Raw genomic sequence first — 20,595 nt, forward strand, 5'->3', positions numbered from 1 at the left:
TGATTCACTTTGATTTGATGTGAACCTTTCTCCAACGAACATCTAGTTTGTTTTCTAGATGCATCTTCATTGCTTTGAATAATGTATCTGCCTCTAATTTTTGTCCCTTTGATTTTATTTTCTCAAGAGTGTCATTTGGATCTACTTTGAAAGAATCCTGGAAAATTATTGGTCCTTGATCTAAGTTTTCAGTAACGTAATGTGATGTAACTCCTACAATTTTTGTTCCCCTTTCGTAAGCTTGTGCATATGCTAATGCACCAGGAAATGCAGGTAATAGTGATGGATGAATGTTAATAATTCTATTTGGATATCGCCAAACAAAATTAGGACTGAGTATTCTCATATATCTTGCAAGTGAGATTAAGTCAATATTGTATTTTTTACAAATTTGTATGATTTTATCTTCTGCTTTTTGTTGATTTTTTTCTTCAACTGAAACAAATGGAATCTTTGCTTTCTTTGCTAGTGACTCAAGTGTTTTTTCAGTACCTATTATTACTGAAATTTTTCCTTTCAATGATTTTGATTTTGACAGAATTGTTTGTAGACATAATGGTTCTTTTGTTACAAAAACTGCAATATTTTTCTGAGAATTTGTTTCATGATGAGTACTTACATCCATTTTTTCTTTTTTAGCTAATATCTGAATTTCTGAATCAAATTTTTTTACATTAACTGCTTTTGCAAAAGAAACTTCTAGATACATGCCGAAAAGACCTTTGATTACATTTTGATTTACTTTCTCAATGTTTCCACCTTTTGAGAATGCAAAATTTGTAAATGAAGCTACGATTCCTTCCCTATCCTTACCAACAACTGTTATTCCAACTACAGTTTTTTTCATGACTTTGTTTTTTGAAGATTTTCTCATTATTAATCATTCACAGAAATCAATGTGGTGCGGGAGGTGGGATTTGAACCCACGAACTCCTAAGAGATAGGGTCCTAAGCCCTACGCCTTTGACCAGGCTGGGCGACTCCCGCAACGGACTTGCCATTAAACACAAATTTATCTATTATTGAATAACACCATGGCAAAATTTTTTGGTACAAATGGAATTCGTGGAGTATTTGATGAAGATTTTACATTAGAATTTGTTCATGATATGACTTTGGCAATTGGGACTTATTTTCAAAAAGGACCAATATTGATAGGATATGATGGCAGAAATTCTAGTCCTATAATTTGTAAAGTTGTAACTTCTGCTCTTAATTCTATAGGTCTTGATTGCAATGTTGCAGGAATTGTCCCAACACCTTGTCTTGAATTTGCAGTGAAGAAATTAGGATATTCAGGTGGAATCATGATTACTGCTTCACATAACCCTCCACAATACAACGGAATCAAACCTGCTGCATCTGATGGGGTAGAAATTTCTCGTGAAGATGAATTAATTATTGAAGACATCTACCTTCAAAAAAATTGGACTAAAAACACTACCAATTGGGGAACTACAAAAAAAGAAGAACGCGCAATTGATGTTTATCTAAATGGAATTGCCTCGCAAGTTAATTCTAAACTTATAGAATCAAAAAATTTCAAAGTTGTTTTAGATCTTGGAAATGGTGCTCAAGCAGTATCTGCGCCTGATTTTTGTAAACTAATTAATTGTGAAATTTTTCTTGTAAATGAAACTATTGATGGTACATTTCCAGGACGTGGTTCAGAACCTACTCCTCAAAATCTTTCAGAATTATCAAAAACTGTAATTCAAAACAATGCTGATCTAGGAATAGCATTTGATGGTGATGGCGATCGAAGTATCTTTTGTGATAACCAAGGAAATATTTTGACTGGTGATAAATCTGCACTCTTGTTAACCAAACACATCTTAACAAATAATCCAAACTCATTAGTTGTCACTTGTCTGAATTCTGGTTCTAATATTGAAATTTTAGCAGAACAATTTGATTCTAAAGTAATTCGAACTAAAGTTGGAAGTGTAGAAGTCTCAAGAAAAATGGTTCCAATTGATGCATTGATTGGTTTTGAAGAAAATGGTGGATTTATGTTTGGAAAACATAATCAAGTCCGAGACGGTTGTATGACTCTGGCATTAATGCTTGACCTACTAGCAGCATCTTCTAATTCCTTATCTGATGAAATATCTAATCTTCCTCCATCTTTTACTACGAAAGACAAAGTATCGTGTTCTCCTGAAAATATACCAAAACTCATTTCATCTCTAAAAGAAGAATTCCCAGAATCTGATACTTCTGATGGTATCAAAATTAACATCGATTCAAGAAATTGGGTCATGATCCGACCTAGTGGAACAGAACCAATTGTTAGGGTATATGCTGAAGCTCAAAGTCAGGAAAAATTAGACGATTTAATGTCTGAATATCTCCAAAAAGTTAAGACAATCATCTCCCGATAACACTTTTAAAACCAAACCAAAGGATGTAGGGAATGGAGAATGAACCTTAGGGTGACGAAGTATGGGAAAAGCATATTATGTTAAATTTGAGACACCAGAGGACCTCGTAAATCCGATCTTGGAGGCTGTTAGAGTTGCATCTACCAGTGGCAAAGTCAAGAAAGGAACTAACGAAGCAACCAAGGCAATCGAACGTGGTACTAGCAAATTAATTGTCATTGCTGAAGATGTAGAACCTCCTGAGGTTGTAGCACATCTTCCAATTCTATGTGAAGAACAAGGAGCAGCATTTGCATTTGTTCCAAGCAAAGAAGAATTAGGCAAATCATTAGGTATTGACATTACTTCTGCCGCTGCAGCAATTTTGGATGCTGGTGACGCACAACACATTGTAGACCAAGTTGTCTCATCAATTGCTAAAATTAAAGGTGGAAAGACTGATCAATGAGCGCTACAACTGATGAAGTAGTTCACTCTGAAATTATTCAAATTGTTGGACGAACAGGTATTGCCGGTGAAGTAATTCAAGTTAGAGTTAAAGTTCTTACTGGAAAAGATAAAGGTAGAATTCTTACTAGAAACGTCAAAGGTTCTGTTAGATTAGGAGAAATTCTAATGCTAAGAGAAACAGAGAGAGAAGCAAAGAAGATCAAATAGGTGAATTGAATGAGTCTTTTAGTTAAACCATGTAATTTCTGTAACCGACCAGTTGCAAAAGGTTCTGGTACAATGCTTGCAAAAAATGATGGAACCGTTTTATGGTTTTGTTCAGCAAAATGCAAAAAAAATGCACTAGAGCTCAAACGTGATCCAAGAAAATTCAAATGGACAAAAAAATACGTTAAAGGCGGAATTAGAAAGAAGTAAAATTGACTGAAAAATCATTATTCATTGTAAAACCAGATGCAGTAGCTAGAAATCTAGTTGGTGAAGTTGTTTCTAGATTTGAAAGAAAAGGATTCAAAATTTTGAAATTAAAGATGTTTACATTTACTCAAGAACAAGCCGAAAACTTCTATGGTGTTCATAAAGACAAACCATTCTTTGGTGAATTAACATCATTTATCACATCAGGACCTGTAGTTGCAGCAATTATTGAAGGCAATAACGCAATTGCAACTACTAGAATAATGATTGGCGCAACAAAATCTTTTGAAGCAGCACCTGGTTCTATTAGAGGTGACTTTGGATTAGGATTTAGTGAAAATATTATTCATGCATCAGATTCACAAGAAAGTTTTGATCACGAATCGAGGGTAGCATTTGAGTGATCTGATTTGCAAATTCGTCAGCCCATAGTGGCAGTTCTTGGTCACGTAGACTCTGGTAAAACATCACTTTTAGATAGAATTCGTGGAACGGGTGTTCAAGGTAGAGAAGCTGGAGGGATCACACAACACATTGGTGCAAGTTTTCTGCCTACTGAAACAATCAAAGAAACATGTGGTCCGCTATACAAGAAACTTGAACAATCAGAAAATAAAGTTCCAGGAATTTTAGTTATTGATACTCCTGGACACGAAGTTTTCACAAATCTTCGTTCACGTGGTGGTTCTGCTGCTGATATTGCAATTTTAGTAGTAGATGTTAATCGAGGCTTTCAACCCCAAACAAATGAAAGTCTGAAAATTTTACAGAGTAGAAAAGTTCCTTTTGTTGTAGCTTTAAACAAATGTGATCAAATTTCTGGATGGAGAAAATCTGAGACTTCTTTTATTTCTCAAGCAATCAAAGAACAAGATGCATCCATTCAAGCTGATCTTGATCAAAAAATCTATGATGTTGTAGGAACACTTTCTGTTTTAGGATATCAGTCTGAAGCATTTTATCGCGTAAAGGACTTTAAATCTGAAATTGCAATTGTTCCAATCTCTGCTCGTTCTGGTGTTGGAATTCCTGAACTTCTTAGCGTTTTAGTGGGATTGACTCAACAATATCTACAAAAAAGATTAGACCAAGAAGAAAAAGATCCTCGTGGAATTGTTTTAGAAGTAAAAGATGAAGTTGGATTGGGCCAAACTGCAAATATTATCTTAATTGATGGCTCCATCAAAAAGGAAGATAGCATAGTAGTTGCAAAACGTGATGGTGTGATTGTCACAAAACCAAAAGCATTGTTATTGCCAAAAGCACTTGATGAGATGCGTGATCCTCGTGATAAATTCAAACCAACTCCTCAAGTAGATGCCGCAGCTGGGCTAAAAATTGCATCACCCGAACTTGAAGGTGTTCTCCCAGGAAGTACACTCTATGTTGCGAGAAATGATGATGAGATTACAAAATACACCAATCTCATAGAATCTGAGATGAAATCCATGTTTGTAGATACTGAAACTAACGGAATTATTCTAAAATGTGATACTATTGGTTCACTTGAAGCTATAGTTGAGATGCTTAGACGCTCACAAGTTCCTGTAGCCAAAGCCGATATTGGTCCTGTAAATAGACGTGATGTAATTGAAGCAAAGGCAATAAAAGAAAAAGATAGACATTTGGGAATTGTTTTGGCATTTAATGTCAAAGTTTTGCCTGATGCAAAAGAAGAATCAGAAATTAGTCATATCAAAGTCTTTGAAGACAAAGTAATCTATAGTTTAATTGATAACTATAATGCTTGGGTTGAAGAGGATACTACACATCAAGAAGATGCAATATTTTCTGAATTAACCCCTGTCTCTAAATTTACTTTTCTTAAAGGAATGGTATTTAGAAATAACAATCCTGCAGTTTTTGGAATTAGAGTAGATGTTGGAACTTTAAAACACAAAATTCCATTCATGAATTCTGATGGACGTAAAATTGGAAACATACACCAACTTCAACATGATAAAAAAACAGTAACTTCAGCTAAGGCAGGTGATGAAGTTGCATGTTCAGTTCAAGATGTAACTATTGGGAGACAAATTTTTGAAGAAGAAGATTTTTACACATTTCCTCCATCTCATGAAGCAAAACAACTACTAAACAAATTCATGCATAAACTAAGCACTGAAGAACAAGAAATACTAAATGAAATAGTAGAAATTCAAAGAAAAAAAGAAGCAGCTTATGCTTACTAATTTTATTGTGAATGTTTCTGACAAATCATATTGATTCCAGGAGCTCCTACTGCGCCCATCATTTTATCTACAATTTGCCCTGATTTGAACATGATAAATGTAGGAATTGATTGTACTGCAAACTTCATTGCAATATTTTGATTATTGTCAACATTGACTCTTGCAAATTTTACATTAGGATATTTTTTTGATAAACTCTCAAACACTGGATGCATCATCTTACATGGCCCACACCACTCTGCCCAAAAATCAACCAAAGTTGGATTCTCAGCCAAAACAGTTTGCTCAAAATTAGAATCATTCAAATCAATAATTCCAGGCTCGACTTTAGGCTGGCTTTGCTGTTTTAGCATTTCTTCTAATTTCCTCTGTTTGATTTTTTCGATTTCTGGATCGTCAGACAATATGATACCAAAATCTATTCTACTAAAAAATCTATATTGAAAAATTATTCATCGGCAGATTTTACCGGAATTGCTTCATATCTCCTTGATTTACAAATGGGACACTGATCGATGTATTTTGTAAAACTAACTGAAGTATATGCAATTCCACAATCTCCACAAATTCGAAGATTTCTACTCAGTTTTCCCATATTGAGTATCAAAAAGTATTATGATTAAAACCTAACTCGTCTTACTTTTTTTATTCCAAAAAATAACATTGCGGGAGCTGCAATATACATTCCAATGTTTATCAATATCACCCCAATCCCATATCCAAGAACTTGTGATTCTGATTCTGCATATTCCATAATGGATAATGATGATAGCAATGGTGTGATTCCAATCTTTACCATTTCTTTGAACATTGGATTTTCTCTTTGCATGTCTGCAATGTATGGTGAAAATGAATAGTAAAATTGGTTAAATCCTGTCATGAATGATATTCCTGAACCAGTATTCATTAATTGATTATCCCGAATTTCTCTTAGAAATTGAACTTGCGGAGCCATTTCAGAACCATATGCTGCAGTTGCAATTAAGCAACCGCCACCTTCACTTTCTGATAGAACAACTGTACATTCTCCATCAACTAATTTTGTTCCTTCACCACATTCTCCAAATTCTAGTTCAACAATTTCTGGTTCATCTAATCCCACTGCTTCATAAATTGTCATTTCAGGATATGTTTTATCAAACCAGTCTTTGTATGTGATTTCATTATTGTATCTGTCTACATAGTATTGTGGATCTAGATTTGGATCAACAAATGGTGCCAATATCTTTGGTTCTTCTAGTCCTACAGCCTGATAAATTGAAGAATATTCAGAATAATTATCATCAAACCACTTTTTGTAACCTGCTTCCTCATTGTATCTATCCACATAACTTTGAGGATCTTTTGTTTCATCAACAAATGATGCTGGAATCTCTAGAGGTTCTTCTAGTCCTACAGCCTGATAAATTGAAGAATATTCAGAATAATTATCATCAAACCACTTTTTGTAACCTGCTTCCTCATTGTATCTATCCACATAACTTTGAGGATCTTTTGTTTCATCAACAAATGATGCTGGAATCTCTAATTCTTTTGGTTCAGGGGTTGTTTCTGTTTTCTCTTCTGGTTCTGGTTCAGGATTTACTGCAACAGGTTCGTTGACTGTAATTGTAATTGATTCTTTATCTGTTTGACTGCCTTTTGTTGCAACAATATCAAAAGTATATTCTGCTCCTGGATTATTTCCATGAGAACCAGATGGAGTCCATACAAATTTTCCAGTATCTGCATCTAAGGTAGCTCCGCTAGGTACATTTCCTTCTAAACTGTAGACAACGCCTTCAACAGAACTATCTGTTATCCCAACTGTAAATGAAACTGTCTTTAATTCATCTACTGTTTTATCTAAAACAGGTTTTAATGATAAAACATATTCTGGCATTTCAAAAATTCGTGTTCCGTCAAATTCTATTTTGATTGTAAGGCCTTCTTCTTCTTTTTCAGTATCTGTAAATGCTGTTGCATTATAGATTCCTTGAATATTAAAGAAATTAGAAACTGGTCTTGGAATTACTGAAAACTCTCCCTGATCTGGAGTTGGATCAGATAGCATACCTTTGAAGTTACCTGCTGAATCTCTAACTATTACAAAAATTGTATCTTTTCCATCCTGAATTCCAATAAATCTGAAATTCTCATCGGTTATGTAGAAGCTCTTTTCCAATGAAAATGAGGTAACACTAGCATAAGCTGGTGTTATCATGAGCAAAGATAATGAAAATACTACAAACATTCCTAATTTTGTGTTCACAAAATTCCTTTGTTTTTGAGCCTTTTAAAAAACACGTATAATTTCTTCTAGAAATTTGCAAAGAAATCTTTACAAAAATTACAAATCAAGCAAAAATCTCATAAACACTCCTCCATTTTGCTTAATTTCCATGTCATAAAATGTTGGAGCCTTTATCTCCACTTTGAAATTGTGTTTTTTAAAATCAAGCGGTTCACCATATGCTGTAGCATTTATTTTATAATCTTCATTTTTAACAATGTCTAGTTCTATTCTTTTAATTGCAAATCCTTCAGTGATTAACAAAAAAGGAATTTCTTCTAACCAACTGAATAACAAATATCGTAAATCTTTTCCTTTAGCAGAAAATTCTTTTTGTTCTTTTTTTTCAACCTTATCTTGATCAAGTGTTAAATTAATTACTGCATCTGCTGTAACTAAAAATGCCTCTTTTAGATCTTTAGCTGTAACTTCAATTATTGCATCTGTTGCATGATCTAAGAATTTGTAACTCAATTGTATGTTTTGATTTCTTTCTAATTATTAATCTAGTTGGTGTTATTCTGCTTTAGCATCCATTTCAATGATTCCAAATGCATTCATTTCAGTATCTGTACATTGTGCAAACCATCCTACTTTTGGAATTGCCACTTTTGGAACAATTATTTGTCCACCTTTATCAATAATTTTTTTTGAAAAATCATCAATTGATGGAACTGTAATTGTGTTTGTTATTCCAATTTGACCTGGAATTCTCTTTGACAATCCACCATTAATTCCTGATTCTTTTTCAGAACCAGTAGTGATCATCCAGTAATCCATTGGGCCATCCCATTTTTCAAATTTCCAATCAAAAACTTCTTTATAGAATTCTTGGGCTCGTTCTGGATTATCTGATGGTATATCAAAATGTGAAACTCGTGGCATGATTTTCTCTAATTTTTTTACAATATCTAGTCATAAAATAATTTCTAATTCTATTTTTTACTCGTAAAGTAATTTAGTACGATTTTATTTTCAAAATCAAATGGAACCATTTGACTCATTTCTTGTTTTTATTACTGAATTCTTGGGTAATCATCTCTATGAGGGCATCTTTTTGGCAGCTTTAGTTGAAACTATAGTTCCACCAATTCCTACATTGGCAATTTTTCCAACAGCTGGATTTTTGGCATCACAACAAGGTATTCCCTTAATTGGAGTAATTCCTATGATAATTCTTGGTGCTGCTGGTGCTACTGTGGGGACATCTTCAATTTACTTTATAGCTCTAAAACTTGGAAGAGCAGTTTTACTACGTTATCTAAAACATTTTAGAATATCTGAAAAAAAATTGAAACGAGTTGAAGATTGGTTTGAAAAATATGGTGATAAGGCGGTTTTTCTTGGAAGAATGGTTCCTGTTATGCGTGAAATGATTTCAGTTCCTGCAGGTTTACTGAAAATGAAAATCCCAAAATTTGTTTTGTATACATTTGCCGGTTCCTGTATTTGGTCTACTGGAACTATTTTATCTGGATATTATTTTGGAGAGGCAATGGGACTAGCAACTAGTCAAATTTAGACTTGCTCTAAATCCCTGTCTAAATTCACTCCGATTAGTTCTGCCCATTTGGCCAATTTTTCAATAAATTCACTATCTTCTTGTGTAAACATGAATTTTAATGGAATAATTACATAAAAGAAATTACTAATCAATTGTTCATTTTTTTAAAAAATCTGAAAACTGCCTAGTTCTGCATAGTTATGTTAACTATTTTCTTTGATTAGTGATTTGATACTAGAAATGCTTTCTGCATTAAGCTCAATCTCTTTATGCTCTGCTAATACATGCTCAGTAACTTTTGTCATCAATTCTTCTTCAGTATCTGCTGATGCTGACCATCCACAATCCTTACCTGCATCTGAACAACTAATGCTTTTTGTCATGATTTTGATAATTTTTAGAGATATTTATCTGATCTTACAATAAAGAAATATCTAAATCACAACAACTTATGAAATAATCATCATGGAACTTCCACGAGGCATGAAAGATTTTGAGGCTATTGAAAACTCAAACATTGAACATGTAAGAAACCATTTCAAAAAATTATCTAATTTGTATGGTTTTTCATTTATGGAACCCTCTGTTTTAGAATCATTATCAACACTAGAAACCAAATCTGGTCCTGCAATAAGAGATGAAATCTATTATTTTAAAGACAAAGGAGATCGTGAGGTTGCTTTACGTTTTGACTTTACAATGGGTCTAACAAGATATGCTACTGCTCAAAAATCAATGAAACTCCCAGCAAAAATTTCTGCATTTGGTGGAGTCTTTAGATACGATGAACCTCAAAAAGGAAGATATCGATATTTTCATCAATGGGATGTTGAAGTCTATGGCAAGAAAACTTTAGAATCTGAGGCTGAAATTATTGAATTAACGTCTCGTTTGTTTGATTCATTATTACTCAAAGATATTGTGATTGACATTAACCATCGAAATCTTGTCGAGTCATATATCAATAAAATTTTTGAAACTACTGATTCTGATAAAGTAGCAGATATTCTAAGAGCAATCGACAAGATTTCTAAAAAATCAAAAAATGAAATTCTAACTGAATTTACAAAAAAAGGATATGATACTGTTAAACTTGAAAAAATTCTAGAGTTCTCTCAAGTAAAGGGAACTATTTCTGAAGTTGAAAAAATTTTTGATACTGCCCAACTAGAATCATGGGATGAACTAAAACAACTCTTTGATTCATTAGAGAATAGAGGAGTTTCAAATGTTCGAATTAATTTTGGTATAGTTCGTGGATTGGATTATTATTCTGGTGTGGTCTTTGAAGTCTTTGACAAAAACTCAAAACTTGGTGCATTAGCTGGTGGAGGAAGATATGATACATTAACAAAAGCATTTGGAAGAGATGATATTGGTGCTACTGGTGTTGCTGGTGGAGTAGAACGAATTATTCTTACGATGCAAGAGCAGAAAATAATTCCTGATATTTTACAAAATAGAGTTGCAGTTGTTTACATTAATGAAGAGATGCAAAAAGTTGCTCACTCTATCACATCATTACTGAGATTAAACAATATTCCGTCTGATATTGATCTTGCAGGACGTAATCTAAAAAAACAAATGGATAACGCTGGAAATGCCAGATATTCTATAATAGTTGGACCTCAAGAACTTGAAAATGGAAATGTTGTGTTGCATGATATGATCGATGGGAAAGAAGGAACTATTTCTCTAGAAAAACTAACTGAGGACCCTAACTTTGTTCTTAATTTAGAAAAGCCCTAGTTAACATCATAATCTCTGGGCCTGTAGTCAATGAGCCTACTACAATGCAATTATTGTTGGCTAGAATTCCTGATGAGACATATGGAATTCCATTATTGATGGAACTTTGCTCTATTTTTACGCCTAATAAATTGGAAAATGTCTTCATATCTTCCTCATCTGCTTCTGGATGGATTGCTGCACCTGAATTGTTTGCCACTATTACAACTCCAGTCTGATTGAATCCTGCAATTTTTTTCTGAATCGTTTCAACACCTAATACATCTGATATAGTTTGACAATCTTCTTTTGACAACCATGGCGATACAACGGCTCCTTTATCATTAGCACAAATTACATTTCCTAATGCTGTTAGTTTTGAATCTAACACCCCTACTTCCAAATCTAATTCCTTTTTGATAAAATCATATTCATTTTGGTATGCAGTTTTAGGTAACAAAATTCCTTTGTTGTTCATTATGCATAATGCACCAATTAATCTAGTATTTGCAATTGATGTAAAAAGATAATCTACTCCAAGATATTTTGCCAGTTTTTCTGCTTTGGTTTTTGCAAATCCCATTGGAAGTAAAATTGTTTTATCATTAACACTAATGTAAACTCCAATGTTTGGGCCACGATACACATCAAATTTGATAATATCCATATCCACAAAATTGATCGTACAGCGTTATGAACGTAAGGGAACAATTCATGACTAGAATTACGGAATTAAACTAGTCTAGCTTTAAATAATAACTGAAAGAAAACCACATCATGCCAATAGCAGAAAATTTCCCTGAGGGACTTAAACCGCTAGGAAAAATTTCAGATGGAGAAGGACACTTTCACATTATGTGGGGTCCTGGAAGATCAGACGCTGAAGCATTTTCAGATGCTGATGTAAAAGCAGCATATGAAGCAAGAGGCGAAGAACAAGTTCCTCTTGGTGTAAGTGGAACGACTGTAGCAGTTGACTGGGATTCTTGTGTTGCAGATGGTGCATGTATTGAAGCATGTCCTGTTCAAGTTTTCCAGTGGTATAGAACTGAAAAAGATATTCCAGCAAAAGATGTTGTTGGTCAAACTTTTGAAGGAACTGGTAGTTCTGTCAAAGATGAACGAAAAGATATGACTGACAAGGCAGATCCAATTAGAGAACATGATTGTATTTGGTGTATGGCTTGTGTTTCTGTATGTCCCCCACAAGCAATTAAAGTAGATCAATCAAATGTTGAAAAACATGATAATGCTGCAAAAACTCTATAGACTCTAAAATTATTTTTAGAATTTTTATTTTTGTTGATTTTTACCGATCTATTCTAGTTTAGTCACGACTAATTTTATCTAGCTTTAAATAATATTTTAAAATAAAATACTTCATGCCAATAGATGAGAAATTTGTTGAAAATCTAGAAGTCGTTGGAAAGACAAGCCACAGTGATGGTGAAAATAAACACTTCATCTGGGGTAAAGGCAGAACTGATGGTGAGGCATTTTCAAATGATGATGTCAAAGCAGCATATGAAGCAAGAGGCGAAGAACAAGTTCCTCTTGGAATTCACGGTACGACTGTAGCAGTTGACTGGGATTCTTGTGTTGCCGCAGGTTCTTGTATGAGTGTCTGTCCTGTTCAAACCTTCCAGTGGTACAGAACTGAAAAAGATATCCCAGCAGCAGAATGCTTGGATGCAACTTTTGATGGAACTGGTTTGACTGAACAAGATGAACGTCTAGATTATACAGATAAATCACAACCAATCAGAGAACATGATTGTACACAATGTATGGCTTGCCAAGAAGCATGTCCAACACACGCAATCTTGATTGAACCATCTTACTTAGAGTATCACGAAAAAGCTGATGGCTCTTATGTAAAAATGGAATCAAGCTCTAACAATCCACACGCACACGATTAAAGAAATTTTTTCTTTTTTCTTATTTTTATAAATTCAATACATACTCAACAAATTTTAATGTCTATAATCCATAATTTTTTGCAGAGGTCGCCTAGCTCGGTAGGGCGCGGGCCTTGAGAGCCTGTGTGCGCAAGCATACGGGGGTTCAAATCCCTCTCTCTGCGTTTTTAATTTTCTACTTTTGCAAGTTCTGCTAACATTGCAGATAGTTGAATTTCTGAATTTGAACCAACCAAAATCCTGTAATCGTATTTTGCAATTATCTCTAAAATATCTGATAATCTATCATGTTTTGATTTGAATACTGCAGAATTCAAATATTTCAAAAAGTCTGATTCTGACATTCCATAAACTTTGATTAATTCAATCATCTTTTCTCTTGCCTCTACAATCTTTCCAGATAATGCAATTTTTAGAACTTCATCAACATCTGTAGTTTTTGTTAATCCTGCCGATGCCTTTACATTGTCTTCAGAAATTGCACCTAAACTTGCAGTAGCTTGCATGAGATTAATTGCATGTCTCAAGTCTCCTTCTGAGTAATCATAAATTGCTTTTAGCCCCTTTTTGTCTACCTTTACTTTCTCTTTTTTAGAAATTTCTTCTAGTCTTTTTATGACATCATCTTCTGGAACTGCTGTGAACTTGAATGTAGCACATCTACTTTGAATAGGATCAATAATTTTTGAAATATTATTTGCAATTAAGATAAATCGACAAATTTTTGCAGTATCTTCTATGATTCTTCTAAGTGCTGTCTGGGCATCAGAAGTCATTTCATCTGCTTCATCTAAAATGATAATTTTGAATGGCACATCGGCCATACCTGCATATCTTGAAAACTTTTTTACTTTTTCTCTAACCATTCCAATTCCCCTTTCATCAGATGCATTCAATTCTAGGGTGTAGTCTTTAGCATAATCTCCTAAAATTTGTCTTGAAATACATAATGCAGTAGTTGTCTTTCCAACACCAGCTGATCCTGAAAATAATAGATGGGGCATATCTGTAGGATCTTTGATTAAAGCTTCTAGACTACCGATTATCTCTGTTTGATTGACTACTTCAGAAAGTTTCATTGGTCGATACTTTTCTACCCACATCCCTGTTGTAGCCATATGAGTACATGGATGCAATTCCCACTAATAAATCCGAATTGGTTATTGTAACATACAGCAAATTAAAATCCCTTTGAGCATAAAATAATGAGCGATCAGCCTGAAATTAATTAGGATCAATTGATCTCACTAAATTGTTAACAGAATTGATCGATCCGGTACTTGAGGATCTAAAAGACAAAAAGTGATCTCACATGGAAATAGACAAAATAGAAAAAGTACACTCGATTGGATACCGCCTAAAGGATGCTAAAGTTACAGTTAACCAAGACTACAAATTCAATGTTGCAGACCTAAAGGCTGAAGGAAAACAAGGTGAAGTGAATAATATGCCTCAATGGGTGGGCAAAATTTTAGCAGACAATAACTTGGGAACTCTAGACTCTCCTGATATGATTACTGAACTTAAACAAGCATTATCAAAAGAAAAAATGGTTGGTGAATATCAAATCTCTACACTTGATCCGCATTTTTACATCAAGCTAAAAGAATCCATGAAGGAATTGAATCGAGATGATTTTGATAAAGTCGAAAGTATGATGTTGGAATTATTTAGAATGCGAAGAGGAAAATTAGTAAAATTAGCTGATTCTATCAAACTAAATTCAGACTTGTACAACAAACTAACTGTTGAAGAAGTCATCTTTTACAAAACTATCTATGAAAATAGTATAGAATTTGAAAATCAAATAAAAGGTGAAAAAGATGAGTAGTGCTCAAACTAGTACCTTTACTGATTCTGCATTATCTGATAAAGTAAAAGAATTCTTAACTAGATTCAAAGACGGTAATGGTGAATACAAGTATGTACAGGCAATCGATGAGATGATGCCTAAGAATTCTAAATTCATTATTGTTGATTACAATGATTTGATAATTGAACCTGAAATCATATCAATTTTTTCAGAAAATCCTGATAGAATATTTGATGCATTTTCAAGAGCAATCAAAGAAGCATTACAAACAAGATTTTCTGAATATGCTGAAAAAATAAAAGATGAAGTTCGTGTTAGATTAATTAATTATCCTTCTGAGCGAAGTCTCAGACAAATCAATGCTGAAACTATTGGTTCTATTACTAGTGTTTCTGGAATGGTAGTAAGAGCTTCTGAAGTAAAACCTCTTGCAAAAGAATTGATCTTTGTTTGTCCTGATGAACATCAAACTAAAGTAATTCAGATTAAAGGAATGGATGTTAAAGTTCCAGTTGTCTGTGATAATCCTAATTGTAAACATCGTGAATTTGATCTAAAACCTGAGGCAAGTAAATTCATTGATTTTCAAATTCTAAGATTACAAGAACTTCCTGAAGATTTACCACCCGGACAACTTCCTCACTATATTGATGTCACAATTAGGCAGGATTTAGTAGATAATGCTAGGCCTGGGGACAGAATCGTCCTTACTGGAGTAGTACGTGTGGAGCAAGAATCTGTTACTGGTGTTACCCGTGGACATAGTGGATTGTATCGATTAAGAATTGAGGGAAATAATATTGAATTTTTGGGTGGACGCGGTTCAAAAACCTCAAGAAAAATTGAAAGAGAAGAAATTTCTCCTGAAGAAGAAAAAATGATCAAGGCTCTATCTGCAAGTCCTGATGTTTACCAGAGACTAATTGATTCATTTGCTCCTCATATTCAAGGACAGTCATTAATCAAAGAAGCAATTTTGTTATTAATTGTAGGTTCAAATCAAAGATCATTAGGTGATGGTAGTAAAATTAGAGGAGACATCAATGTGTTCCTTGTTGGTGATCCTGGTACTGCAAAAAGTGAAATGCTAAAGTTTTGTTCTAGAATTGCACCACGTGGTTTGTATACTTCTGGTAGAGGTTCAACTGCTGCAGGACTTACGGCTGCAGTTGTAAGAGACAAGACTGGAATTATGATGCTAGAAGCTGGTGCAGTTGTACTTGGTGATCAAGGTCTTGTAAGTATAGACGAATTCGATAAGATGAAACCTGAAGACCGAAGTGCATTACACGAAGTTATGGAACAACAATCCGCAAGTATTGCAAAAGGTGGTATTGTTGCAACTCTTAATGCAAGAACATCAATTTTAGCTGCAGCAAACCCAATGTATGGAAAATATGATCCATTCAAAAACATTACCGAAAATGTCAATTTACCAATCCCTCTCTTAACAAGATTTGACTTGATCTTTGTAGTTAGAGACATTCCCACTAAAGAAAGAGATGAACAGATTGCAAGACACATTATAGAATTGCACACTCCTCAAGGAACTGACAAAAAATCTGTAGTCGATGTTGATTTACTTACAAAATATCTTTCATATGCTAAACGGGGATCTCCGGATTTAACAAAAGAAGCAGAACAAAAAATTCTTGATTACTATCTTCAAATGAGAAATGTTGAATCTGAGGAGATGATCACAGTTACTCCTAGACAACTTGAGGGTATTATTCGACTCTCTACTGCTAGAGCAAGATTACTGATGAAAGACAAAGTCGAAGAGGAAGATGCTGAGCGTGCAATCTTCTTGATTCAAAGCATGCTTCAAGATGCTGGTGTTGATGTTAATACTGGAAAGGTTGATCTTGGTGTATTACAAGGAAAACCTCGAAGTGAAGTCTCAAAGATGCAATTATTCATGGATATTCTCAAAGGACTAGAAGGAGACAACAAGATTCCTGTTGAAGAAAAGGCATTTGTTAGAGAACTTGAAAAGAGTGAAAAATTCACAGAAGAAGAAGCAAGAAATTACATTAGAAGAATGCTTAGAGAAGCATCTATTTATGAATCAAAACCCGGTCATTATAACCGAGTATGAAAATAGAAAAACTAAAACTTCCAGAATCTGCAATTGAATTTTTAAAATCACAAGGTTTTGACAAATTATATCCGCCACAAGCTGATAGTATCAAATCTGGATTACTTGATGGTAAAAGCATATTGGTGTCTGCTCCTACTGCAAGTGGAAAAACTCTGATTGCAATGCTTGCAATGATGAGTTACATTTCAAAAAATAAAGGTAAAATAATCTATCTTAGTCCTTTGCGAGCATTAGCTGCTGAAAAATTTTCTGAATTTAAAAAATTAGAAAAAGTCGGATTGGGAAATAAAACTAAAGTTGGAATTTCTACTGGTGATTTTGAAAATATTGAAAAGAATCTAGAAAAAAATAACATTCTAGTATTAACTAACGAAAAAATGGATTCTATAATAAGACATGGTGCTGAATGGATTGATGAAATTGGTTTAGTGATTGCTGATGAGGTTCATCTAATTGGTGATGAAAGCAGGGGTCCTACATTGGAAATGATCTTAACTCAACTAAAACTCTTAGAAACAAAACCGCAAATTGTTGGTCTTAGTGCAACTATAACAAATTCTGATATACTTGCAGACTGGCTTGAATGTACACTAGTGAAAAATTCTTGGAGACCAGTTCCCCTTTCAGAAGGAGTGTGTGATGCTGGAGAAGTAACTATGGCTGATGGCACAACATTTGAAGTTGAGCGTAGTATACGTGGAACTCCTATTGATTTAGGCGTACAATCTGTCAAGGATGGTGGTCAATCGTTAGTTTTTGCCGAAACTAGAACTCGTTCAAAATCTCTTGCAACAAAGGCATCTGATGCAATATCTCAAATTTTGGAGAAAAAAGAGATGATACAATTAGAGAAAACCTCAAAGAAAATTCTATCAGACAATGAACATACAGAATTAGTAAAGACATTGGCTCTTTTGGTAAAAAAAGGAGTTGCGTTTCATCATGCAGGATTAAATCAAAACTGTAGAGAAATCATAGAGAAAGAATTTAGAAACGGAACAATCAAACTATTGTCATCCACTCCGACTTTAGCTGCAGGTGTTAACTTGCCTGCTAGAAGAGTTGTAATTTCTAACATAAATAGATACAATGCAAAAGTTGGTGCAAATAGACCGATTAGTATTCTAGAGTACAAACAACTTTGTGGAAGAGCAGGAAGACCTCAATACGATGATTATGGAGAATCAATTATTGTTGGAAATGGAAATACAGATGATCTAATTGATTATTACATTAATGGTGAACCTGAACCTATTGAATCTAAAATTACTGACGATAAATCTTTGAGAACTCATATACTCAGTGTTATTGTTACTCACCCTGGAGTCAAAAAAGAAGAAATTCTAGAATTCTTTTTACAAACACTTGGAGGTATACAATCCCGAAAACCCACTGTAAAGTTTGCAATTGATATTTCCTTACGTTTTCTTTCTAGTCAATATTTAATCGTCAAGAAAGGTGAAAGATATGCTGCAACTGAATTTGGTAAAAAAACATCAATGCTTTACATTGATCCACTTACAGCTACTTATTTTAGAGATGCACTTGAAAATGTGTCTGAAGAAAGAACACACACATTTGGATTCTTACATTTGATTTCAAACTGTGAAGAATTTTTTCCAAAATTCTCTCTTAGACAAAAAGACTATGAAACAGCAAGTCTCATGATTGAAAATAATTCCTCGGAACTCTTAGAACCAATTTCTGAATATGATTGCTCAAGAAGCCTTTTGGCCCTTCAATCTTGGATTACCGAATCTACAGAACTTAGTCTCTCAGATAGCCTTGGAATTGAATCTGGTGATATGCACAGGATGACTGAGACTGGAAATTGGCTTTGTTATTGCCTCAGAGAAATTGCAAAACATGTTGAACGGGCAGATTTGCTTGAAGAATTAGGTGATTTACGTATGAGAATATCTTATGGAATTAGAGAAGAATTACTTGATCTAGTTATGGTTAAAGGAATTGGTAGAGTTAGAGCAAGAATTCTATTCAAACACGGAGTCAAAAATCTTGATGATCTGACAAAGATTCCTGTGAATAAATTAGCAGAAATAGATAAAATTGGTTCAACCATTGCGGATAACATAAAGACAGAGTTACGAAGGGTTAGATATTGATTGATTTAGTGATTCCAGCATTTGTTTCATGTATTATTGCATTTTTTGTTGTTTTTGTAACAACTCCTCCGCTAATCAAATTTCTAGAAAAACGAAATATGGCTGTAAAAGATGTGAATAAAAAAGAAGATGTTATGGTTGTAAGACCTGGTGGACCCTCAATAATTTTGGGAATAATTGTTTCAGAGATTGTTTTGTATGCATTTTTACAACTAAATGAAATTATTGCAATAATCATTACAACTACTGCTGCATTTGCAATAGGATATGTTGATGATAGAAAAGTAATGGGAGGATGGTTTAAACCTGTAGCGCTTGCTATTGCTGCAATTCCAATAATTATATTTGGTGCATATGAAACTGATTTGGAATTTCCATTATTTGGTGATGTACAAATTCCTGTTCTCTATCTTGGATTAATTATTCTAATGATTCCGATTACTGGAAATACAATAAACTCTATTGATGTTTTAAATGGTGTTGCAAGTGGATTTATGGTGATAGCAAGTTTTTCATTGTCAATTTGTTTGTTTATTGTACAAAACTATGAAATTGCAATTGTTAGTTTACCTTTAGGGTTTGTATCGCTAGCATTTTACAAATATCACAAAATTCCAAGTAGAATTTTTCCAGGTGATTCTGGAGCTTTGACTTTGGGTGCAATGTATGGTTCTATTGCAATTATTGGAGGTGTAGAAATTATTGCAGCAGTTGCATTACTTCCTGCAGTGATTAACTCATTTTTGTTCCTCTCAAGTGTGAAAAAAATAGTAGAACATAGACAAGTCAAAGGTAGACCTGTGGAACATACTGAAGATTACAAATTAAAAGCAACAGATGATAAAACAGCTCCTGTTACTTTGGTAAGATTAATTCTTGCAGGAGGACCTATGTCCGAAAAACAAATAGGGTTTGCAATCTTTAAACTGGCAATATTTTCAGGAATCTTGGCTGTCATTACGGCCTTCATGATGGGGGGTTCTCTTTGAAGGCTGGAATTTACGGATTTTTGTTTGCAATGTGGATTTTAATTTTAGTTGGAGGTGGAATTATGGTATCTGTTTTGGGTCCATTCACAATTCAACAATTTGGAGAATTTAATTGGATGGTTGCATCAGGTATCAAAGTTGTAATTGCAATGATTTTAATTATTATTTGGATTTTAATTCTATCTAAGATGAAGAATTGGATATTCAGAAAAGAGATAAAATCTTAACTTTCTAACCATTCTTTTTGTTTTTTGTCATATTCTTCTCTGGTTTTTCTAATTGTGGCAGGCGAACCCATGACAACAACATTTTCAGGAACATCTCTAGTTACAACTGCTCCCATTGCAACAACACTATTTTTTCCAACAGTAACTCCAGCTTTTATTACTGCTCGTGCTCCAATTATTGCACCATCTTCTATTGTAACCCCTGTCATTTTATCGCACATTGGGTATGGATCATTTGTTAAAACTGCAGCAGGTCCAATGAAAGCATTTTTTCCAATTCTTGAAAGTGGTGGAATGTAAGCTGAACCTTCTATCTTTGTATTGTTTCCAATCTTTACGTCGTAATCAATATGGACAAGGGAACCGATTTTGACATTATCTCCAATTTCTACATCATCTCCAACATAGGTAAAATGCCAAATTGATACATTTTGCCCAATTTTTGCTTTATCTGAGATAAAATTAGTTACCATTTT

General features: G+C 33.9%; 25 protein-coding genes and 2 tRNA genes. 16 read left to right on the top strand and 11 right to left on the bottom strand.

The window, feature by feature from the left end; all coding sequences use genetic code 11:
- Positions 1-4: 4 nt before the first annotated feature.
- A complete protein-coding gene (locus tag ACQY2P_RS09045; RefSeq protein ID WP_428326296.1) occupies positions 5-847 on the bottom strand; it encodes a formyltetrahydrofolate deformylase in 843 nt (280 codons plus the stop codon).
- Positions 848-899: 52 nt separating this feature from the next.
- A tRNA-Leu gene (locus tag ACQY2P_RS09050) sits at positions 900-987 on the bottom strand.
- 47 nt (positions 988-1,034) lie between these two features.
- Here ACQY2P_RS09050 and glmM point away from each other — a divergent pair.
- The 6 genes from glmM to infB all read left to right on the top strand — a co-directional run bounded on the left by glmM (position 1,035) and on the right by infB (position 5,443).
- Positions 1,035-2,384, top strand: a complete 1,350-nt coding sequence (gene glmM, locus ACQY2P_RS09055; protein ID WP_428326297.1) for a phosphoglucosamine mutase — start codon at positions 1,035-1,037, stop codon at positions 2,382-2,384.
- A 61-nt stretch (positions 2,385-2,445) separates the two neighbouring features.
- A complete protein-coding gene (rpl7ae, locus tag ACQY2P_RS09060) occupies positions 2,446-2,832 on the top strand; it encodes a 50S ribosomal protein L7ae (protein WP_428324873.1) in 387 nt (128 codons plus the stop codon).
- Positions 2,829-3,041, top strand: coding sequence for a 30S ribosomal protein S28e (locus ACQY2P_RS09065; RefSeq protein WP_012214609.1), 213 nt, complete (start codon positions 2,829-2,831; stop codon positions 3,039-3,041). Before rpl7ae ends, ACQY2P_RS09065 begins: the two co-directional genes overlap by 4 nt.
- A 9-nt stretch (positions 3,042-3,050) precedes the next feature.
- Positions 3,051-3,251, top strand: coding sequence for a 50S ribosomal protein L24e (locus tag ACQY2P_RS09070; RefSeq protein WP_012214610.1), 201 nt, complete (start codon positions 3,051-3,053; stop codon positions 3,249-3,251).
- A 2-nt stretch (positions 3,252-3,253) separates the two neighbouring features.
- Positions 3,254-3,655 (top strand): nucleoside-diphosphate kinase, encoded by a 402-nt coding sequence (gene ndk, locus ACQY2P_RS09075; RefSeq protein ID WP_428326298.1) that lies wholly within the window; start codon positions 3,254-3,256, stop codon positions 3,653-3,655.
- 27 nt (positions 3,656-3,682) lie between these two features.
- Positions 3,683-5,443 (top strand): translation initiation factor IF-2, encoded by a 1,761-nt coding sequence (gene infB, locus ACQY2P_RS09080; RefSeq protein ID WP_428327289.1) that lies wholly within the window; start codon positions 3,683-3,685, stop codon positions 5,441-5,443.
- A gap of 2 nt (positions 5,444-5,445) precedes the next feature.
- Here the strand turns inward: infB and trxA are convergent, their stop codons facing one another.
- From trxA to ACQY2P_RS09105, 5 genes are all read right to left on the bottom strand, one after another.
- Positions 5,446-5,847, bottom strand: coding sequence for a thioredoxin (gene trxA / locus ACQY2P_RS09085; protein WP_428326299.1), 402 nt, complete (start codon positions 5,845-5,847; stop codon positions 5,446-5,448).
- Between the two features lie 44 nt (positions 5,848-5,891).
- Entirely contained in the window at positions 5,892-6,038 is a 147-nt protein-coding gene (locus ACQY2P_RS09090) for a hypothetical protein (RefSeq protein ID WP_187146549.1), read from the bottom strand.
- A gap of 24 nt (positions 6,039-6,062) precedes the next feature.
- Positions 6,063-7,694: an Ig domain-containing protein gene (locus ACQY2P_RS09095; RefSeq protein WP_428326300.1), complete on the bottom strand. Its 1,632-nt coding sequence runs from the start codon at positions 7,692-7,694 to the stop codon at positions 6,063-6,065.
- Between the two features lie 78 nt (positions 7,695-7,772).
- Positions 7,773-8,189 (bottom strand): archease, encoded by a 417-nt coding sequence (locus tag ACQY2P_RS09100; RefSeq protein ID WP_428326301.1) that lies wholly within the window; start codon positions 8,187-8,189, stop codon positions 7,773-7,775.
- 42 nt (positions 8,190-8,231) lie between these two features.
- Complete coding sequence (locus tag ACQY2P_RS09105) at positions 8,232-8,600, bottom strand: VOC family protein (protein WP_428326302.1); 369 nt, start codon at positions 8,598-8,600, stop codon at positions 8,232-8,234.
- 100 nt (positions 8,601-8,700) lie between these two features.
- Between ACQY2P_RS09105 and ACQY2P_RS09110 the strand changes: the two genes are divergently transcribed.
- Entirely contained in the window at positions 8,701-9,237 is a 537-nt protein-coding gene (locus ACQY2P_RS09110) for a DedA family protein (protein WP_428326303.1), read from the top strand.
- A 185-nt stretch (positions 9,238-9,422) separates the two neighbouring features.
- Here ACQY2P_RS09110 and ACQY2P_RS09115 read toward each other — a convergent pair whose 3' ends face one another.
- A complete protein-coding gene (locus tag ACQY2P_RS09115) occupies positions 9,423-9,602 on the bottom strand; it encodes a DUF1059 domain-containing protein (RefSeq protein WP_428326304.1) in 180 nt (59 codons plus the stop codon).
- Between the two features lie 82 nt (positions 9,603-9,684).
- On the opposite strand from ACQY2P_RS09115, the gene hisS reads away from it, so the two are divergent.
- Positions 9,685-10,968, top strand: coding sequence for a histidine--tRNA ligase (hisS, locus tag ACQY2P_RS09120; RefSeq protein ID WP_428326305.1), 1,284 nt, complete (start codon positions 9,685-9,687; stop codon positions 10,966-10,968).
- On the opposite strand, the gene ACQY2P_RS09125 is transcribed toward hisS, so the two are convergent.
- Positions 10,949-11,614 (bottom strand): translation initiation factor IF-6, encoded by a 666-nt coding sequence (locus tag ACQY2P_RS09125; protein ID WP_428326306.1) that lies wholly within the window; start codon positions 11,612-11,614, stop codon positions 10,949-10,951. The genes hisS and ACQY2P_RS09125 overlap by 20 nt on opposite strands.
- Before the next feature lie 110 nt (positions 11,615-11,724).
- Between ACQY2P_RS09125 and ACQY2P_RS09130 the strand changes: the two genes are divergently transcribed.
- The 3 genes from ACQY2P_RS09130 (at position 11,725) to ACQY2P_RS09140 (ending at position 13,030) form a co-directional block, all read left to right on the top strand.
- Complete coding sequence (locus ACQY2P_RS09130) at positions 11,725-12,216, top strand: 4Fe-4S dicluster domain-containing protein (RefSeq protein ID WP_428326307.1); 492 nt, start codon at positions 11,725-11,727, stop codon at positions 12,214-12,216.
- A gap of 113 nt (positions 12,217-12,329) precedes the next feature.
- Complete coding sequence (locus ACQY2P_RS09135) at positions 12,330-12,866, top strand: 4Fe-4S dicluster domain-containing protein (RefSeq protein ID WP_428326308.1); 537 nt, start codon at positions 12,330-12,332, stop codon at positions 12,864-12,866.
- 80 nt (positions 12,867-12,946) lie between these two features.
- A tRNA-Ser gene (locus ACQY2P_RS09140) sits at positions 12,947-13,030 on the top strand.
- A 3-nt stretch (positions 13,031-13,033) separates the two neighbouring features.
- Here the strand turns inward: ACQY2P_RS09140 and ACQY2P_RS09145 are convergent.
- Positions 13,034-13,984: a replication factor C small subunit gene (locus tag ACQY2P_RS09145; protein WP_428326309.1), complete on the bottom strand. Its 951-nt coding sequence runs from the start codon at positions 13,982-13,984 to the stop codon at positions 13,034-13,036.
- Positions 13,985-14,178: 194 nt separating this feature from the next.
- Between ACQY2P_RS09145 and ACQY2P_RS09150 the strand changes: the two genes are divergently transcribed.
- From ACQY2P_RS09150 to ACQY2P_RS09170, 5 genes are read left to right on the top strand one after another with little or no spacing between them, the layout of a single operon-like run.
- Complete coding sequence (locus ACQY2P_RS09150) at positions 14,179-14,697, top strand: hypothetical protein (RefSeq protein ID WP_428326310.1); 519 nt, start codon at positions 14,179-14,181, stop codon at positions 14,695-14,697.
- Positions 14,690-16,777 (top strand): minichromosome maintenance protein MCM, encoded by a 2,088-nt coding sequence (locus tag ACQY2P_RS09155; protein WP_428326311.1) that lies wholly within the window; start codon positions 14,690-14,692, stop codon positions 16,775-16,777. Before ACQY2P_RS09150 ends, ACQY2P_RS09155 begins: the two co-directional genes overlap by 8 nt.
- Complete coding sequence (locus ACQY2P_RS09160) at positions 16,774-18,903, top strand: DEAD/DEAH box helicase (RefSeq protein ID WP_428326312.1); 2,130 nt, start codon at positions 16,774-16,776, stop codon at positions 18,901-18,903. Before ACQY2P_RS09155 ends, ACQY2P_RS09160 begins: the two co-directional genes overlap by 4 nt.
- Entirely contained in the window at positions 18,900-19,892 is a 993-nt protein-coding gene (locus tag ACQY2P_RS09165) for an MraY family glycosyltransferase (RefSeq protein ID WP_428326313.1), read from the top strand. The genes ACQY2P_RS09160 and ACQY2P_RS09165 overlap by 4 nt, the downstream gene beginning before the upstream one ends.
- Positions 19,889-20,119: a hypothetical protein gene (locus ACQY2P_RS09170; protein WP_428326314.1), complete on the top strand. Its 231-nt coding sequence runs from the start codon at positions 19,889-19,891 to the stop codon at positions 20,117-20,119. Before ACQY2P_RS09165 ends, ACQY2P_RS09170 begins: the two co-directional genes overlap by 4 nt.
- Here ACQY2P_RS09170 and ACQY2P_RS09175 read toward each other — a convergent pair.
- Positions 20,116-20,592, bottom strand: coding sequence for an acyltransferase (locus ACQY2P_RS09175; protein ID WP_428326315.1), 477 nt, complete (start codon positions 20,590-20,592; stop codon positions 20,116-20,118). The two genes, ACQY2P_RS09170 and ACQY2P_RS09175, sit on opposite strands and share 4 nt — an antisense overlap.
- Positions 20,593-20,595: the final 3 nt, after the last annotated feature.

It is taken from the genome of Candidatus Nitrosopumilus sp. (genome assembly GCF_965262695.1).
In the GTDB taxonomy this organism is placed as follows: domain Archaea; phylum Thermoproteota; class Nitrososphaeria; order Nitrososphaerales; family Nitrosopumilaceae; genus Nitrosopumilus.

Bases quoted from the DNA above. Each gene is read 5' to 3' on its own strand.
- ACQY2P_RS09155 (WP_428326311.1), top strand. From the start codon at position 14,690: ATGAGTAGTGCTCAAACTAGTACCTTTACTGATTCTGCATTATCTGAT.
- hisS (WP_428326305.1), top strand. From the start codon at position 9,685: ATGGAACTTCCACGAGGCATGAAAGATTTTGAGGCTATTGAAAACTCA.
- ACQY2P_RS09065 (WP_012214609.1), top strand. From the start codon at position 2,829: ATGAGCGCTACAACTGATGAAGTAGTTCACTCTGAAATTATTCAAATT.
- rpl7ae (WP_428324873.1), top strand. From the start codon at position 2,446: ATGGGAAAAGCATATTATGTTAAATTTGAGACACCAGAGGACCTCGTA.
- ACQY2P_RS09045 (WP_428326296.1), bottom strand. From the start codon at position 847: ATGAAAAAAACTGTAGTTGGAATAACAGTTGTTGGTAAGGATAGGGAA.
- ACQY2P_RS09105 (WP_428326302.1), bottom strand. From the start codon at position 8,600: ATGCCACGAGTTTCACATTTTGATATACCATCAGATAATCCAGAACGA.
- glmM (WP_428326297.1), top strand. From the start codon at position 1,035: ATGGCAAAATTTTTTGGTACAAATGGAATTCGTGGAGTATTTGATGAA.
- ACQY2P_RS09110 (WP_428326303.1), top strand. From the start codon at position 8,701: ATGGAACCATTTGACTCATTTCTTGTTTTTATTACTGAATTCTTGGGT.
- ACQY2P_RS09115 (WP_428326304.1), bottom strand. From the start codon at position 9,602: ATGACAAAAAGCATTAGTTGTTCAGATGCAGGTAAGGATTGTGGATGG.
- ACQY2P_RS09175 (WP_428326315.1), bottom strand. From the start codon at position 20,592: ATGGTAACTAATTTTATCTCAGATAAAGCAAAAATTGGGCAAAATGTA.
- ACQY2P_RS09160 (WP_428326312.1), top strand. From the start codon at position 16,774: ATGAAAATAGAAAAACTAAAACTTCCAGAATCTGCAATTGAATTTTTA.
- ACQY2P_RS09145 (WP_428326309.1), bottom strand. From the start codon at position 13,984: ATGGCTACAACAGGGATGTGGGTAGAAAAGTATCGACCAATGAAACTT.
- ACQY2P_RS09125 (WP_428326306.1), bottom strand. From the start codon at position 11,614: ATGGATATTATCAAATTTGATGTGTATCGTGGCCCAAACATTGGAGTT.
- ACQY2P_RS09135 (WP_428326308.1), top strand. From the start codon at position 12,330: ATGCCAATAGATGAGAAATTTGTTGAAAATCTAGAAGTCGTTGGAAAG.
- ACQY2P_RS09090 (WP_187146549.1), bottom strand. From the start codon at position 6,038: ATGGGAAAACTGAGTAGAAATCTTCGAATTTGTGGAGATTGTGGAATT.
- ACQY2P_RS09130 (WP_428326307.1), top strand. From the start codon at position 11,725: ATGCCAATAGCAGAAAATTTCCCTGAGGGACTTAAACCGCTAGGAAAA.
- ACQY2P_RS09150 (WP_428326310.1), top strand. From the start codon at position 14,179: ATGGAAATAGACAAAATAGAAAAAGTACACTCGATTGGATACCGCCTA.
- ACQY2P_RS09070 (WP_012214610.1), top strand. From the start codon at position 3,051: ATGAGTCTTTTAGTTAAACCATGTAATTTCTGTAACCGACCAGTTGCA.